23 protein-coding genes are annotated in these 15,163 nt (G+C 54.7%); 9 read left to right on the forward strand and 14 right to left on the reverse strand.

The window, feature by feature from the left end; translation table 11 throughout:
* Positions 1–124 precede the first annotated feature (124 nt).
* A complete protein-coding gene (gene fliE / locus AC6I79_RS07905; protein WP_021509871.1) occupies positions 125–436 on the forward strand; it encodes a flagellar hook-basal body complex protein FliE in 312 nt (103 codons plus the stop codon).
* Between the two features lie 45 nt (positions 437–481).
* Here fliE and AC6I79_RS07910 read toward each other — a convergent pair whose 3' ends face one another.
* From AC6I79_RS07910 to AC6I79_RS07920, 3 genes are all read right to left on the reverse strand, one after another.
* Positions 482–655 carry a hypothetical protein gene (locus AC6I79_RS07910; protein WP_193718010.1) on the reverse strand — a complete coding sequence of 58 codons (174 nt, stop codon included), beginning with the start codon at positions 653–655 and terminating at the stop codon, positions 482–484.
* Positions 656–740: 85 nt separating this feature from the next.
* Positions 741–926 (reverse strand): hypothetical protein, encoded by a 186-nt coding sequence (locus AC6I79_RS07915; RefSeq protein ID WP_058785645.1) that lies wholly within the window; start codon positions 924–926, stop codon positions 741–743.
* A 169-nt stretch (positions 927–1,095) separates the two neighbouring features.
* Positions 1,096–1,296 (reverse strand): hypothetical protein, encoded by a 201-nt coding sequence (locus AC6I79_RS07920; protein ID WP_021312831.1) that lies wholly within the window; start codon positions 1,294–1,296, stop codon positions 1,096–1,098.
* A gap of 460 nt (positions 1,297–1,756) precedes the next feature.
* On the opposite strand from AC6I79_RS07920, the gene AC6I79_RS07925 reads away from it, so the two are divergent.
* Positions 1,757–2,098, forward strand: a complete 342-nt coding sequence (locus tag AC6I79_RS07925; RefSeq protein WP_318249596.1) for a biofilm/acid-resistance regulator YmgB/AriR — start codon at positions 1,757–1,759, stop codon at positions 2,096–2,098.
* Between the two features lie 277 nt (positions 2,099–2,375).
* The gene (locus AC6I79_RS07930; RefSeq protein ID WP_104188855.1) at positions 2,376–2,561 is read left to right on the forward strand and encodes a hypothetical protein; all 186 of its coding nucleotides are present in this window, start codon (positions 2,376–2,378) and stop codon (positions 2,559–2,561) included.
* 36 nt (positions 2,562–2,597) lie between these two features.
* Here AC6I79_RS07930 and AC6I79_RS07935 read toward each other — a convergent pair whose 3' ends face one another.
* Positions 2,598–3,809 carry a diguanylate phosphodiesterase gene (locus tag AC6I79_RS07935; RefSeq protein WP_058757401.1) on the reverse strand — a complete coding sequence of 404 codons (1,212 nt, stop codon included), beginning with the start codon at positions 3,807–3,809 and terminating at the stop codon, positions 2,598–2,600.
* A 243-nt stretch (positions 3,810–4,052) separates the two neighbouring features.
* On the opposite strand from AC6I79_RS07935, the gene AC6I79_RS07940 reads away from it, so the two are divergent.
* Positions 4,053–4,301, forward strand: a complete 249-nt coding sequence (locus tag AC6I79_RS07940) for a hypothetical protein (protein ID WP_241798962.1) — start codon at positions 4,053–4,055, stop codon at positions 4,299–4,301.
* 57 nt (positions 4,302–4,358) lie between these two features.
* Here AC6I79_RS07940 and AC6I79_RS07945 read toward each other — a convergent pair whose 3' ends face one another.
* Positions 4,359–4,994: a S24 family peptidase gene (locus AC6I79_RS07945; protein WP_394516092.1), complete on the reverse strand. Its 636-nt coding sequence runs from the start codon at positions 4,992–4,994 to the stop codon at positions 4,359–4,361.
* 141 nt (positions 4,995–5,135) lie between these two features.
* On the opposite strand from AC6I79_RS07945, the gene AC6I79_RS07950 reads away from it, so the two are divergent.
* The 3 genes from AC6I79_RS07950 to AC6I79_RS07960 all read left to right on the forward strand — a co-directional run bounded on the left by AC6I79_RS07950 (position 5,136) and on the right by AC6I79_RS07960 (position 6,427).
* Complete coding sequence (locus AC6I79_RS07950; protein ID WP_031280179.1) at positions 5,136–5,525, forward strand: hypothetical protein; 390 nt, start codon at positions 5,136–5,138, stop codon at positions 5,523–5,525.
* Positions 5,506–5,835: a hypothetical protein gene (locus tag AC6I79_RS07955; RefSeq protein WP_104093185.1), complete on the forward strand. Its 330-nt coding sequence runs from the start codon at positions 5,506–5,508 to the stop codon at positions 5,833–5,835. The genes AC6I79_RS07950 and AC6I79_RS07955 overlap by 20 nt, the downstream gene beginning before the upstream one ends.
* Before the next feature lie 82 nt (positions 5,836–5,917).
* Positions 5,918–6,427, forward strand: a complete 510-nt coding sequence (locus tag AC6I79_RS07960) for a hypothetical protein (RefSeq protein WP_059009610.1) — start codon at positions 5,918–5,920, stop codon at positions 6,425–6,427.
* Between the two features lie 24 nt (positions 6,428–6,451).
* Here the strand turns inward: AC6I79_RS07960 and AC6I79_RS07965 are convergent, their stop codons facing one another.
* Positions 6,452–7,042, reverse strand: a complete 591-nt coding sequence (locus AC6I79_RS07965) for an acyltransferase (RefSeq protein ID WP_233210692.1) — start codon at positions 7,040–7,042, stop codon at positions 6,452–6,454.
* 219 nt (positions 7,043–7,261) lie between these two features.
* Between AC6I79_RS07965 and AC6I79_RS07970 the strand changes: the two genes are divergently transcribed.
* Positions 7,262–7,528 carry a hypothetical protein gene (locus AC6I79_RS07970; protein WP_021509881.1) on the forward strand — a complete coding sequence of 89 codons (267 nt, stop codon included), beginning with the start codon at positions 7,262–7,264 and terminating at the stop codon, positions 7,526–7,528.
* Between the two features lie 17 nt (positions 7,529–7,545).
* Here the strand turns inward: AC6I79_RS07970 and AC6I79_RS07975 are convergent, their stop codons facing one another.
* From AC6I79_RS07975 to AC6I79_RS07990, 4 genes are all read right to left on the reverse strand, one after another.
* Positions 7,546–7,785 carry a DinI-like family protein gene (locus tag AC6I79_RS07975; protein WP_021509882.1) on the reverse strand — a complete coding sequence of 80 codons (240 nt, stop codon included), beginning with the start codon at positions 7,783–7,785 and terminating at the stop codon, positions 7,546–7,548.
* Between the two features lie 337 nt (positions 7,786–8,122).
* A complete protein-coding gene (locus AC6I79_RS07980) occupies positions 8,123–8,446 on the reverse strand; it encodes a DUF6388 family protein (RefSeq protein ID WP_058776037.1) in 324 nt (107 codons plus the stop codon).
* A gap of 73 nt (positions 8,447–8,519) precedes the next feature.
* On the reverse strand, positions 8,520–9,812 hold the full coding sequence (locus tag AC6I79_RS07985) for an ABC transporter substrate-binding protein (protein WP_150361555.1): 1,293 nt from the start codon (positions 9,810–9,812) through the stop codon (positions 8,520–8,522).
* Between the two features lie 9 nt (positions 9,813–9,821).
* A complete protein-coding gene (locus tag AC6I79_RS07990; RefSeq protein ID WP_058771162.1) occupies positions 9,822–11,366 on the reverse strand; it encodes a methyl-accepting chemotaxis protein in 1,545 nt (514 codons plus the stop codon).
* Positions 11,367–11,573: 207 nt separating this feature from the next.
* On the opposite strand from AC6I79_RS07990, the gene yedD reads away from it, so the two are divergent.
* Positions 11,574–12,035 (forward strand): lipoprotein YedD, encoded by a 462-nt coding sequence (gene yedD, locus AC6I79_RS07995; RefSeq protein ID WP_159377220.1) that lies wholly within the window; start codon positions 11,574–11,576, stop codon positions 12,033–12,035.
* 69 nt (positions 12,036–12,104) lie between these two features.
* Here yedD and AC6I79_RS08000 read toward each other — a convergent pair whose 3' ends face one another.
* The 4 genes from AC6I79_RS08000 to fliD form a co-directional block, all read right to left on the reverse strand.
* Positions 12,105–12,779, reverse strand: coding sequence for a class I SAM-dependent methyltransferase (locus AC6I79_RS08000; RefSeq protein ID WP_058757411.1), 675 nt, complete (start codon positions 12,777–12,779; stop codon positions 12,105–12,107).
* Between the two features lie 177 nt (positions 12,780–12,956).
* Complete coding sequence (gene fliT, locus AC6I79_RS08005) at positions 12,957–13,316, reverse strand: flagella biosynthesis regulatory protein FliT (protein WP_088516921.1); 360 nt, start codon at positions 13,314–13,316, stop codon at positions 12,957–12,959.
* Positions 13,317–13,318: 2 nt separating this feature from the next.
* Positions 13,319–13,720, reverse strand: a complete 402-nt coding sequence (gene fliS / locus AC6I79_RS08010; protein WP_021509889.1) for a flagellar export chaperone FliS — start codon at positions 13,718–13,720, stop codon at positions 13,319–13,321.
* Between the two features lie 12 nt (positions 13,721–13,732).
* Entirely contained in the window at positions 13,733–15,139 is a 1,407-nt protein-coding gene (gene fliD / locus AC6I79_RS08015; RefSeq protein WP_238561862.1) for a flagellar filament capping protein FliD, read from the reverse strand.
* Between the last annotated feature and the right edge of the window lie 24 nt (positions 15,140–15,163).

Below are 15,163 nucleotides of genomic sequence, written 5' to 3' on the forward strand. Positions count from 1 at the left end.
TCGTGTCACTTCGATGGCTGGATAAGCCGGGTTTTTTGCAGTCATTTAGCGCCTTTGTCCTATTGACAGTGTGTTAACTTTTCCTCCGTGAAAAAAAGAACCCTTCATCTATGAGGTACAGGCAATGTCAATTCAGGCAATAGATGGCGTACTGCAGCAGCTGCAGCTGACGTCACTGCAGGCCAGTGGCAAACCGACCGAGTCCGCCAGTCAGCTCGATTTTGGTGCCACCATGAAAGCCGCGCTGGATAAAATCAGCGCCACCCAGACCGCTGCGCGCAGTCAGGCGCAGGATTTTGAGCTGGGTAAACCGGGCATCCAGTTGAATGATGTGATGGTCGATCTGCAGAAATCGTCGATTTCGATGCAGATGGGGATTCAGGTGCGTAACAAGCTGGTCAATGCCTACAGCGAGATTATGAGCATGCAGGTTTAGCGGCGCGCAATAAAAAACCGCCTGAAAGAGGCGGTTTCGTCAGGGTCAGGATAGTGACAATTTCTCGCTGATCGTCCTGTAGCCCTGTTCAGCGAAGCGTTGCTTGCTGATGGCATCGTTTTTGGTGGGTTCAAACCAGGCACCTTCTCCACTGGTTGAGAAAAACCAGACTTCTGGCTGTTCTGCGCCGCGCTGCACCCAATAAAATCCTTCCTGCATTATCATGTCCTCCTCACAGGAATATAGTTCAGCTACGCTGCGCTTAACAGCGTAACTGACAATATTCTCACCTGCAGACGAAAACCTAAGCAGATTGCACCTCTTCCGGTGGCATCAGTTTGCCACTGAGAAGTTTAAAACCGGCAGATTTAAAACGAGGCAGAGAAAGCGGTATCGGCTCCATCGGGCGATAAAAACCGCGTCCAGCATCCCAGTACCATACCTCAGGCTCAGTTGTGCTGCTGCCTACCCAGTAAAAACCCGTATCCATCAGTGCTCTCCAGAAATGAATGAAGGCACGCCTTCTCTAATTTCCGCAAAATAATGTCTTAATTAAACTCAATGATCAATCTCGGTTGCCGCTTCGCTTATTAACGCCAGCAGTCAGCGGCCACGAAAATAACATCCGGTGGGTCGGTCCAGATATCATCGAAGGTATTTTACTGATCCTGATAAGGATCTTTTTTGTCATCCTGACTGTCATCGCGTGTACGCGGGATTTCGCCGTGCTCACGAGCGTCATCCTGGGCTGGATGATCATCTTCCTCATAAGCATTACCTGCATGCGGCGCGGCTTCCGGTAAACCCTTGTGTACCTCGCCCTCGTTTTTACGCTCCTTGTTGGTTTCGTGTTGTTTCATCTTTCTCTCCAGCAGGGGTTTTGTTGTGATGAATTTTAGCTGATCGCTGGCCGTTTCTGGCGGCCGTAATCGTTTTCACACTCTACACGCAGAACGGCTAAATTGTACAGTTTTGCAAAGTTGTACAAGTTTATGGGGGCTGTATAGAAGTGAGCGAGTCAGCGAGGGGAGAAAAAAATTTTGTTGAGCAGAAAGAGAGGCTTAGCACAGCGCCTGATATTTTATTCAGGTTAACTGCATGATTTTTCCTGCGAAAATGGTGATTTATTGTTGAAGAGAATGGCGAAATTATTGTGCAAATCTCCTCTGACCACACGAAATGCTAACAAAATTATTGTACAAGTTTTCCATCTTTGTATAACTTCTCGCTTGTGGCAGTCAGTCACACGTAACGAATGATGCTTTGCATCGCCTCTGAAGGTGTTGTGGATTTCCACTTTCAGAGGCTGCTTTTTTACCTGTGCTGATTCAAAAATTTAACCTGAGTAACCGATTAATCACTGCAGTTTGCACTGCAGCTCACCCGATGAGGCTTGTTATGGAACAGAATGCATTGGCGTCAACAGAGTCTCAATTGTCAGAATATTTTCAGCACGCCGGCTCAGAATATGCCAGTGAAAAAGAGATCATCGCGCTGATTTACAAACAGCTGGCGGCGGTGAAACTGCGCGTGAGCAATAAAGATATTATTCTGGCGCTGCTGGAGCGATTAGAGTCTGAACATGACGTGGTTCAGCTGGATATTTATCGCCAGGCACTGGAACTTATTGTTCAGCGCACGCCTGACGATATCGCTTCCTGAAACCTGTGTCTGTCGTACTCCACTCCATTGCCGAAACACGGACGTTTAGTTGCCTGTTTGTTTCGCCCCTTAGCTTAGGGGCATTTATTCTCTTCGCGTCTCGTTTCCTGCCTGAATAAGCCCAGCGTGAAATGCACAATTGCCTCTATTCTCTGCTACAGTATTTAGCTGGAGTAAGCTTTCATGCAAGCAGGGTTACTCATTACGCCAGAGGGCGTATCACTTTATCGGGCACGCATGAATGTCTGATTCGCGGCGCAGGCCGCTGGGCAAACCTATGAATGATGGTTATTACTGGATTAAAGATGGCGAGCGCTATCCGGAAGTGTGGCTGTACCAGAAGCAGTTTGGCTGGTTTCGCCCGTGCAGCGCGGTGCCAATGACGCAGCGTACCTTTGAGATGATGAAGTACGTAGTGCTGAGTGAACGGCTGGAAGAACCGGCGCGTGAGACTGAGTGTTAAGCCTGTGACCGCCGTTACGGCGGTCAGCTTTGCCGGTTACTTAATCTCCGGCCAGGCTACTGCCGGGAAACCATTAAACTGTGGGCGGGCAAACAGATAGCCCTGGAATTGACTGACACCGACCGCTTCCAGCCACATCCACTCCTCTGCTTTCTCCACGCCTTCAGCAATCACCGCGATCTCCAGCGAAGCGCAGCACTTAATAATGGCATGCACAATCGCCTGTTTTGGGCCGCTTTTGTGCACGTCACTGATGATTTCCCGATCGATTTTGATCTTATCCGGCTGGAATTTAGACAGCAGCGACAACCCCGCAAACCCGGCACCAAAGTCATCCAGCGCCAGGCTGATACCGGCCGCCTTAAGTTTTCTTACTTCTGCCGTAAATTCTTCAGCACGCGAGATGATTTCATTCTCCGTCACTTCCACCACGATCTGCTCCGGTACCAGACCGTTGGCCGCGATTTCCTGTAGCAGGAAATCCACCGCATTCGGGACGGTGACCAGCGACATCGGCAGCAGATTGATGGTCAGCGTCTGCTCGCCGAGGCCGAGATTTTTCGCCAGGTTGAAGGCCAGACTCTTGGACTGAATATCGGCGTGGTAAATCGCATCACCGCCAAACGCAGAGAAGTATTCCTGAGGTGAACCGCCGTCCGGCGTGCGAATCAGCGCTTCATAGGCCGTAATACGCCGCGAGAAGGGATCAACAATCGGCTGAAACGCAAACCGGCAATCCTGTACATAGTGTTGCAGACTCTCCAGCTGACGCTGGCTTTCCGCATCAGTAATAAATTCCCAGGTATTCGCCGGCGGGATCTCGAAATAGTTCTCTTTTTCCCGCGCCTCAACGAAGGTGCGCAGGAACTGCAGTGCACGGTCGTCATAGGTCAGCTGGTAACGCGACGTGCCTTTATCCAGCACCGCCTGCAGTACGCTGGATTTGTCGTGCTCGCGCAGGTCAAACAGCTCCATTCCGACGTTACCAAAGCGCCGGGCTGGCGCGAAGTCATGCATCAGTTCCACCAGATTGTGATGGCGGGCGTCGCGGCAGATACGGTCGTAAATGCCCTGAACGGCCTGATCGGGCCCTTCAAGCAGCTGGAAGAAATGCCGTCCATCAAATAACAGAATGCCGGTGACATCTGAAACTTCGTTTTTCTTATTGGCTTTGCCAACCATATCCTCCAGCGTTTTGATGGGAACGTGATCATAGAGGTGGCTGCGGTAAAGGATGGTAGTCAGCATGAGATTGTCCGGCGCTATCGTTATTTTGCCTTACATTAACAGCCAGACGGCAGGATCTGTCCAGCGCTGAGACGCGTAATCGTTAACTATTTTATTAAATTCCACTTAACCGAAGCGGCTGGCAGGGCACGTCAGGTGGAATTTTTACTCAACCGCTGTTCAGCGAGGTTGACGATAAATAAATTCGATTGAAAGGATAAATGAAAAGCGTATCGTTAGCCGGGTTAACCGGAGGTGATAAAGATGTTGCGTGATTATTTGAAGATTGATGAAAACGATCGTTTAGTTGAGCAGAGCTTGTTACGCCTGCATAACCGTGGACAGGAAGATGTCACCGAATGGCACATTGTCGGTGCCAACGGTGAGCAAAAGGGCAGCGTGGCGCTGTTCGATAAACTGAGTAACCGTCGCTCTTATCGCGTTAGTTACCGTATAACGCAAACCGATCCCGAGGGAAGGGTGATCGTCGATCATCTCACCGACACGTTGTGATTTTTGCCGTAGTCTTTTGTTGGATTTGACCCGCCGCGTGGCGGGTTTTTTGCTGCTTCAGCGGCTGCCGCGCCGCCGCATTTCCACCAGCGTGCCAATCAGTTCCAGCGAACTTTTCTGACTCTGCTGCACGGGAAAATCTTCGTTCAGCGGCCGTAACGAGAAAATTTGCTCGTCGTGCATCCGAATAATTCGCACCATCGCGACGTCGTCAACCCGCGCCAGCACCACATCGCCCGGCTGGGGCACGCGTTGCGGATCAAAAATCAACCGGTCGCCGGCGCGATACGCCGGGTTCATGGCGTCATCTTCCAGCGTAACCGCCAGCGCACTGTCGCTCAGCGCTTCGTCACTGTAAAGAAAGCGGACAGCCTCCTGCTGCCACTGCAGTCGCTGCTCATTCAGCCAGTCCGCGGCCTGCACCAGCGTGACCAGCGGCACGGCAGTGAGAGCGGGGGAAGCGTGCGTACTGGCAAACGGCTGGCCGTCGCCATCAATAATCCACGCCGCGCTACACTGCAGCAACTCCGCCAGCCGCAGCAGATGCTCACCGCGCGGCACCGTCTCTTCTTTCTCCCACTGCGAAACCGCAACGTGCGACACGCCAATGCCATTGGCCAGCGCCTGCTGCGTTAATTTCAGTGCCTTACGGCGCTGGCGAATGCGCTCACCACCAGATTCTTTTTTCATCATCTTGACAACTCCTCCAGGCTTGACTTAAGTATACTTAAAATCATTATTTAAAGTAAACTTAAATATGCCGCTGGCCGTGATACTGGCGAGGGAGGTCAGCGGGGTGTCCGGCTAACCCTCGCCAGGTGAGAGAGGTAGGGCATGGAGAGTAGTTTGGTCACCAGCGTAGGCGCACTGCTGCTTGGCGGTGGCGCGGCAGCGGTGTTCTGGAAACCCCTGATGGCGGGGATCGCGTCAATCGTTACCAGCAATCGCGCGGGCGGCGAGATCATCACCAGCTACAAAGAGCAGGTGCTGCTTCTCAAGGAGAGCCATGCGCTGATGCGCCAGGAAAACGATGAACTGCGTATCCGTCACGACAAAAACCTGCGGCGTATCTCATCGCTGGAGACCGATCTGCGTTTGATTAAGAACGCACTCGGTATCCTGCTGGCGACCACCGAAGCCGAGCACAGCGATAAGTTTCGCAGCCAGATTAATCAATTGATCACCACTCTGGAGGAGAACCGCGATGGTGCAGATAAACAGTGAACTGCTGGTGCGAAGCCACCGCCGTCATCTGATGCTGGGTGGCCTGCTGATGCTGTTATCGCTGCTGTGTGTGGCGATGACCATTTTGTTTCTTTACGTCAATAACGACGCCAACCGGCGCGTGGAGGAGATTCGCCAGCAGTACCGGGCGATCTCCGATCGACGCGAAGCAAAGGTCGCCGAACTGACCAGCCAGCTGGTTGAGCTGCAGAAAAAGCTGGATGCTCAGCCGCCGCGCAGCGCCAGCCACACCACAACGCCCTCCACGCCGCCGGCCGGGCAGCAAACCGCGCCACAGCAGCGGCGCTAAGGAGGACCTGATGCGTATTACCGAGCGGATCGCAGTCCGTTTGCATCAACTGCGGTCTTTATTTAGCAATAAGGAGAAAATTATGAGCGATCAAACTGTCATCAACCCAACCAGCGCTGCGGCGCAACAGGAATTGTCACCGCTGGAGAGTTTTGCCAACGAAACGGCCAGCGCGCCAGCTGCCGCTGACAGCGCAGCTGACAGCGTTGCCCAGCCAGCAACGCCGCCGGCAGCCGCAACGCCAGCCGCGCAACCGGCAGCGCCAGCCAGCGCTGAGCAACCGTTTCATGCGGATGCTCCGGTCGATCTCGATCAGCAGCTGGCAACGCAGGATACGCTGGCGAACGGCTCGGCCAGCGCAGGCGCCTCAGCGGCCGCCACGCCTGGCGTGCGCAACGCGCAGGCCGCCGCACCGGTTGCTGTCCCCGACGCGCCAGTTACTGCTACTGCCGCCAGTGATGCGGTGGCGCAGGATATCAGCGCCGGGGTGAAGGACTTTGTCCAGGCTTTCAGCTTTGTTGAACAGGGCGTGCTGAAGCTGGGCAGCGCCGCAAAGGATGAACTGATTGCGCTGGCGAAGAAGTATCTGTAATTCAGACGGGCAGGGATGCCCTGATCACCCGTTCGGTCGCGTGATCTGCCTTTCCAGTTCCAGCGGATTTCGCTGCCGGCTATTAATCTTTTTAGCGGGCGAGCCGAAGTAGATCGACCACGCTTCGGTATCGCGCGTTATCAGTGAATTGGCGCCTACCGCCGTTCCCTCTGCCAGCCTAAGGCCTGGCATAATAATGGATTGCGAACCGACGATAACATGTCGGCCCAGCACCACTTTCCCCGAGGTGACGCCGGTCAGGTGGGCAGGCACGGTGGGATTGGTCATGAATTCCCCACTGTAGTCATCACTTTTCGAGTAGATTTTTACGCCCTGCGAAAGCCCCGAGAAATCCGCCATTTCCACACCGGCACCCGCCAGTACGGCGCAGTAACCGCCAATATGAATGTAGGAGCCAAGCGTCAGATACCCATCGCCGGCAGCCACGAGGGTCGAGAATCCGTCGATGCGCACGTGATCGCCAAGGGTGATATTGTGCAGGCCAATAATGGTGCAGTTTTTTGCCACCATGACCTGTCTGCCGACGTGTTTAAAGCCGAAACTGTTCAGCTCATGTTCGGTGTAATAACCAGGATTGAAAGGTTCAGTCGACACAGTGCATTCTCCGGATGATCGGGGCTGGGGTGCCATTATAGGTGCGAAGGCAACAGTCTGTAGCGAAAGAAAAGCGCTAAATCTGACGTCAATTCATCGCAATCAGCCACGAATGGAGACTAAGTTAAGATAATTCTGCAGGCGGCTTCGCTATTATCTGCTAACTTTAATTGCTCAGGCGTTATTTTAACTGGCTTTATCAGCAAAAAGGAAAATAGCATGAGTGATACAGAGGCAATCAAAACCAAAACTGACTACCTGCGTGATGTCACCTCACAGCTAAAAGAGATGCGTCACTATGCGCAGACCAACACTGAGACGCTTTCCAGCCACTGGCTGGCCTTTGATGCCGGGGAGTATAAGGATAAAGAGTACGCCACGCGTTTCGATGCGCTGATCAACAAGCAGGGACAGCTGCTGGATGATATCGATCAGGCGATTCAGGATCTGGAAATCGCCATCAATCACAGCGAGCAGGAAAGCTAAGCGCGACAGCTGGTGGCCTAATCGGCCACCAGCCACATCTCGGCTTCATCGAACATCTCTTCAACAATACGCGCAATCGTCGCCTTGTCGTTTTTACTCATATCGGTTTCGATGGCGTTACGCTCCATCGGCTTAACCCGCACCTCCAGATCCGGAAAGACGCGCTGCACGCGTTTCTCCAGCTCCTGCAAAATCATTTCGCGCGCGCCCGGTAAACCGGCTACGTTGCGCTTGTCGTAAATCAGCTCCACAAACATCAGGGCATTCCAGTAATCAAAGTGGGAGCGTCATATTACTGTAAATAAAACCAGTGACAAGCGGCATGGCGGCAATTATTTTCATACGGGTGAAACAGCGCGGAGTAAAGTTGCAACGACAGGGGAACAAAGCGGGCAAAAGCAGAGGGCCTACGCAAAAAATCGAACCTCTGGAGGTGGAAATCCAGCAACACCTCCAGAGGCGGTGCAATAGCACCTTTCGTTCAAGGACAATCGACGACAGTCGTCGTGAGTATTAAGTTATACAACTTTTCCCATCTTGTACAACTTTTTCCCCGGAAATTTCTCTCCGATCGCCTTTTTATCAGTGCATCGCTTATAACTCGTTCTTAATACAGAACTCTTCCCACGTCATACCTAACGCTTCCGCGTGAGATTTCAGATAGGTTTCAATCGCTTGTGCAGCAACTGCTTTATCCGGTTCCGCCAGCTGGATGGAGAACAGAATGCCGTCGAGCTTCTTCTGACGCAGAAACGCGGCATAGATGCGCTCGGCGTGCCACGCGCGCAGTTCACGCAGGGACATATTGGCGGCGCGCGCATCACTCTCACTCAGTTCATCCAGCGCGGACTGAAAATCAGGGTGGGCGGTGAAAAACAGGCTGCGAGCCAGGGCGTAATACTCTTCAGGGGTTTTCATTCGGGGGTTCCTGCCGGTCAAATTGCGCGTTAGTGTAACCCGCACACGGCGACTTGTCAGGAACCCCGAATGTTTACTGCTGTGCGACCTGCAGGCGCGTCACGTCCTGCTGATTTTTTTCCAGCGTTTGGTCCACCGTCAGCTTGCCCTGCAGCAGCGCCGCCAGATTCTGCCCGACGGCGTTACCCATCTGATCAAAGCCAGCAATACTGACGTACTGCACACCGGTGTAAGGTACGGTGTTCAATGTCGGTTGATCGACGGTGGCGGATTCAATCGCGCTGCGCACCTGAGCGGCGTAAGGCGCCAGGCGTTGGTAGTTTGGCTGCTGGTAGGTGGAGTTGCGGCTGCCGGGTGGCACCGCTCCCCAGCCGACGGTATCCGCGACCTGCTGAATATACTGCCGCGAGGTCGCCCAGCTGATGAAGTCCACGGCGGCGGCGCGCTGCGGTGAGTTAGCCGGTACCGCCAGCGCCCACGACCACAGCCAGTGCGAGCCGTTGCGCGTAATGCCGCCCGGTGCCGGCGCAAACGCCAGCTTGTCCGCTACCAGCGAAATCTGCGGGTTAATCAGCAGCCCGGCGGCGACGGTACTGTCGATCCACATCGCGCATTTTCCCTGTGCGGTAAGACGCAGGATCTGGCCAAAGCTATTGCTGGCCGTATCCGGCGGACCGTCCTGTTTCACCATCGCCAGATAATCGGTCAATACCTCACGCCACTCTGGCGAATTTAGCGTCGGCTGCCAGCGATCGTCAAACCACTGCGCACCATAGGCGTTGGCCATGGTGGTGAGCAGGGCCACGTTATCGCCCCAGCCGGGCTGGCCGCGCAGGCACAGGCCATAGATACCGTGCTGAGGATCGGTGAGTTTCGCCGCGAAATTTTTGATGTCGGTCCAGTCGGGATCGTCCGGCATGGTCAGCCCTTTCGCCGCAAACAGATCTTTGCGGTAATAGGTCATGCTGCTTTCCCCGTAAAACGGTAGCGCGTACAGCGTTTGCTGCCAGGACAGTGCTTTGCGCACCGGCGTCAGCAGATCGTCGCTGTCATACTCTGGCGGCAGGTTATTGAGCGGCGCCAGCCAGCCTTTTTTACCCCACAGCGGCGCTTCATAGGTACCCACGGTAATCACATCAAATTTTGCGTCACCGCTGTTCATGGCTGCCAGCACCGCCTGGCGCAGGGCGCCATCATCCATCACGTGCCATTGTAGTTTCACGTCCGGATGCTGCTGTTCGTAACGGCTCGACAGCTGCTGCATGATAGTCATGTCACCATTGGCAATGGTGGCGATATTGAGCGTGGTGGCGGCCTGGCTGAGCAGCGGCAGCGCGGCCAGCAGCGCGATTATGGTACGCTTCATGGCGGCTCCTTATGGCTGCTGCAGGCGGAAGAACGCCATTTTTTCCACCAGCAAACCGGCATGCTGGCTCACCGTCTGGCTGGCCGCGCTGGCCTGCTGCACCAGCGATGCATTCTGCTGGGTGGCACCGTCCATCTGGATTACTGCGGTGTTCACCTGCTCAATGCCGCTGGATTGCTGGCGGCTGGCCACAGCGATCTCGCCAACGATATCCACCATGCGCGCCACGCCGTGATTGATGTCGTTGAGCATCTCGCCAGATCGCTGCACCAGCGCGCTGCCGGCTTCGACTTTACCTACGCTGGCATCGATCAGCGCCTTGATCTCCTGTGCGGCACCGGCCGAACGCTGCGCCAGCTGTCGCACCTCTGACGCCACTACCGCGAAGCCGCGTCCCTGTTCCCCGGCGCGCGCCGCTTCTACCGCCGCATTCAGTGCCAGCAGGTTGGTCTGGAAGGCGATTTCATCAATCACGCGGTTGATATCCGCGATGCGCTTGCTGGAGGATTCAATCTCCTCCATCGCACTCACCGCGTCGCGCAGTACACCGCTGCCGCGCTCGGCCTGATGGCGCACATCGCTTGCCAGCTCATTGGCCTGCGCGGCGTTGTCCGCGTTGTGTTTCACCGTGGCGGTCATCTGCTCCATACTGGCCGCAGTCTGCTCCAGCGAACTGGCCTGCGCGTGGGTGCGCTCCGACAGGTCGTCGTTGCCATCCGCCATCTGGCGTGCCGCATCGCTCAGTGCATGGGCACTTTCGCCCACCTCGCGCACGATCTCCGCCAGCCGCACATCCATGCGCAGCAGCGCCTGCATCAGTTCACCCATCTCATCGCGCGTTACCGTACCGATACGGTGATTGAGCTCGCCGCCGGCAATGGCATCCGCCAGTTCGCGCGCCTGGGCGATGGAACGGTTAATCGAGCGGATCAGCAGCCAGCCGGAGACCAGCGCCAGACTCAGACCCAACAGCAGGATGGCGATCAGGCTATTGCGTGCCAGCAGGTAGTCGCGGTTGCCCTGCTGCCAGGCCGTCTGCGCATGCTGCCGCATCAGCGCATCCAGCTGGTCAATGTCCTGCTGCAGCAACTGGCTGCCGCTGCGCAGGCGGGTTTCGATGACCACCAGTGCGGCGGACGGGTTACCGCCTTTCAGCAGCTCACCGGCTTCATGCAGCGCACCCTGCCAGCCGTCGAGATGGGTCAGGAAGCGCTGGCTCAGCGGTTTGGTCTGCGCATCAAACGCCAGCTGCTGCCAGGTATGGCGATCGGCGTTGATTTGCTGACCGTACTGCGCAATGCGCGCCAGGCGTTTTTCCACTTCACTGCTGTCGGTCCAGTAGCGCAGCGCATCGAACAGGGTAGCGGATTGCTCCTGCACCATGCGGTACAGGCGTGAGGAGTATTGCAGCGGAAGCAGCTCGTTCTGATAGGCATTTTGCGCGCGCTGATCGGCAGCGCGCAGGCCGATAATTCCCCAGACGGCAGCAATAATCAGTAACAGGCACAGCAGGCTGACAATCGCAGCCAGACGTGCGCGAAGGGTCAATCGCATAACAGCGTTCTCCGAAACCAGGGTGAGTAAGTCGTCAATATTGTTATGGGTGCAGGTGCTTTAGACTTCACATCAGGTTATCGGCGAAGAGTTGAACAGCTTGAGGGCGCCGGAGAAAGAGAAGGGGGATTCCACCGCAGATACCTTGCGTCACGCCGGGAAAACATTATAACGTAGCCGCCATTGATGCGAGTGTAGGGACCGAAGATGAAAAAGTGGATGGTACTGGCCGCGCTGGCGCTGAGCGGCTGTGCGCAAATCAACAGTTATGACGAAGCGGTAAAAACCCCGGCACCGCTGGAACTGCAGGGTAACTGGCAGACGATGGGGCCGCAGAGCAAGCTGATCAGCAGCGAGGCTATGGCCAGCCTGATCGTCAGCGCTGATGGCACTACCCTTGACTGCCGCCAGTGGCAGCGGGTGATTGCCAAACCAGGCAAGCTGACGCGCCTGGATGATGACTGGGTTAACGTTAACCGTCAGGCGCGCGTGATGCCGCTCTCGCTGGAGAACGGTGAGCTGCACTACGATGGCCTGACGCTGCGTAAAGTGGAACGCCCAACCGTCGAGTGCCAGCAGGCGCTGGACGAAGTGGCAAAGCGCCCTGGCGATGCGGTGATTCAGGATATTGAGCCGCAGATTCTCAGGCCGGTCTCGGCAGAGAAATAAGGGACAGAGCTGAAATGCTTTTCTTCCTCTCCCGACTGCGGGAGAGGACATTTCATCAGGCTGGAACGGTTATCGCTTCTGCAATAAATAGCTGTTTTCAAAGCCGGGCAAACTGCCAATCACATCGAACCCATTAAAATAGCCACCCGCCCGTAATAAATCCACAGCAGGACCGACCTGCGGTGAATACTGGTGATCGCGATAATCGTCAAAGACGATAAAGCCGCCTTGCACCAGGGTGGGCGAATATAACAGGAAATCGAGCAATACATGGCGGCCTTCGTGTCCGCCGTCAATATGCAGTAATACGGTACGCGGATTAAGGGCCTGCACCCGCTCAATACTTAATTCAGAGTAGCCACGGATGAGATTAACCTGGGGAAACAGCTTTTCGTGATAAAAGCGCAGCTCACTTTCCTGATTTGCCAGCTCCATGGGATCGATGCTGATAATGCGACGTTTATGCTGGCAAATCTCATTCATGAAAGCCGTCGATTTCCCTTTCCACACGCCGATTTCAATGATGTCACCCGCTACATTATTATGCTCGAGTAACCAGCAAAGATAACCCAGGCATTTTACATGGCTATGGAAAGAGAGCTCACGGCGCGCCATGGCCAGTTCTGCCGGTAATTCTGCCTGCGCCTGTGCCAGAGCATCACCGACCTTATCCCAGGTGTCATCGATGAGCTGCTGTATTTCAGGCTCCTGAAAAAAAACTTTTAAATCCGCGATATCGAGCATGTTGTTGCCTTATAAAGAGAGAATGCAGCCGGCAAGGCTGAAAAGGTCTGCGTTAAATGTGCCACAGTTGCCATCATTCAAGGCGGTAATAAGGCTCAGTTTAAGGGGGTAATTAAACGCTTAGCATGGCGGGGCGGTAAGAATCCAGGGAGAACAGCGTCTCCCTGACAGAGAGGATTATAAATCGCTGGGGTAAAGCACCTGACTGGAAAAACGACCATACGCGTTGGTGACTTTCTGTTGCTGCGTGGTTTGCTGGACCAGCGAACGCAGTTCTTCCATGCGGGTCGCCATCAACTGCTTAATCTCAAGCTCATTGTCCATCACCTGCTTCAGCATGGGCCGTAACTGGACACGCAGCGCAGCAGGCAGGGCGGAGGTATCGCGGTCGCGCGCTACGTGCGTAACGCTGCTCACGTAAACTGCCTCATTGGCCACTAAATCATCCCAGTGCCCCTGGCGCGCCTGTTTCAACATCTGATTACTCAGGCTGAGCAAACGCTGATACCCCTGCAGCAGGTCGTTATCTGAAGTCATGGTTACGCTTCCTGAACGGCGTGAGGACCAATTTGTTTCCACGCGTCGGCAATGTTGCTCAGCAAGCGCTCGACTTCCGCAATCGCTGCCGGATCGTTGTGCAGGTTGGCTTCCAGCAGACGGCGGGTCATGTACTCGTAAAGATTATCCAGATTGGCAGAAATCTCTCCACCGGCTTCATGGTTCAGCCCGGCGCGTAAGCCATTAGTAATGATATTAATGGCTTTCGACAGCGCCTGGCCTTTACCGGGAATGTCGCCCTGATCCATCAGAATGGTGGCTTTCTTCATGGCGCTGAGCGCGCCATCAAACAGTAAAACCACCAGCTGATGTGGGCTGGCGCTTAACACGGCACTTTCCAGACCGACCTGTGCGTAGGCCTGCGTTCCCGATTTAGCGTACATATTTAACTCCTGTTAACTGCTCATGTTCGCGAACTGCTGCGTCAGATAGTTCTGAGTCTGGGTCATGGATGAGACCAGCGTATTGAGGTTCGTGAACTGGGTCTTGTAGCGCGCCATAGTGGCGGTAATCTGTGCGTTTACCCGATCGTAATCGTCAGACAGTTTTTTCAGCGTTTTATTGATGCCGTCAGTGGCATTCTGTACAGAGCCATTGCTGCCTAAAATCTGATCCAGATAGTTACTGGTTTGCGTCGCAAAGCCGGTGGTTTTGCCGTCACCGGACAGGAAACTGACCACATCCGCCGATTTTTCATCCAGCGCTTTGTTCAGTTTGGTGCTGTCGACGGTCAGCTTGCCATTTACATCCTGGGTAATGCCAATCTGTGACAGCAGGGAAATGCTGCCGCCGCTTTGGGCACTGGTGGACAGCTTGGAGCGCAGGCTGGTCTGAATGTTACGCAGCGTGCCATCACCTAACAGATCGCCATTGCTGGAGTCCTGCGAGGTACTGCCCTGATCCACGGCGGTATATTTGGTCTGGTTACTGATGGTGGTCTGCAGCGAGTTGTACGCGTCAACGTAAGCCTGCACTGCGGCGATCATCGGCGCATTATCCTTGGTGACGGATAAGGTTTCCGGGCTGCCGGTATTGGTTTTGGTCAGATTCAGCGTGACGCCTTCCGGCGCATCAGTAATGGTGTTGCTGCTGCGGGTGATGGCGACGCCGTTGATGCTCAGTTTGGCGTCGGCAGCGGTTACCTGCTCCGTCATGCCATTGCTGCTGCCACCTTTGGTAAAACCAATATACTGCGCCAGGGCGCTGTCATCGGTAGAAACTGTCATCTCATTGGTGGTGCCGGTATCACGCGAGGTCAGGGCCAGATAATAGGTATTGTCATCGGATTTGATGATACTGGCGGTAACGCTGCCCTGCTGTTTATTAATGGCATCTTTAATGTCCGTCAGGCTGGTTTGATCTTTGCTCAGCGTGATGGTCATTGGGTCTTTCTGACCCGGTTGCGTAATGGTGATGGTGCGCGAGGCGAGGCTGGAATCGCCTAAATCGCCATCTTTACTGGTCGCGCTTTTCGACAGCAGCGACTGCGCTTTAGCCAGTTGGGTGACTTCAACCGAAAAGTTACCGGCCGCCGCATCATTGGCCAGCGTGGCGGTGAACGCGGTATTGGTGCTACTGACTTTTGTTGAGGCAATTGCAGACGTGTCTTTGAGCGCAGCGGCAGCTGTCTGGACTTTCGCCAGTGCCGTTTGCACGACGCCCCATGCTGTCAGCTTGGCTTTATAAGAGGTTTGCTGATTTGTAATTGGCGTCAGGTTGGCTTTTTCTGCCGTTTCAAGCTGGTCATACAGATCGCTCAAACCCAGGCTATTACCAGCATTGAGGTTACTTACACTTGCCATGTTGTAATCCTTTATAGGTGGATA

The sequence above is a fragment of the gamma proteobacterium symbiont of Scutellera amethystina genome (genome assembly GCF_059730845.1).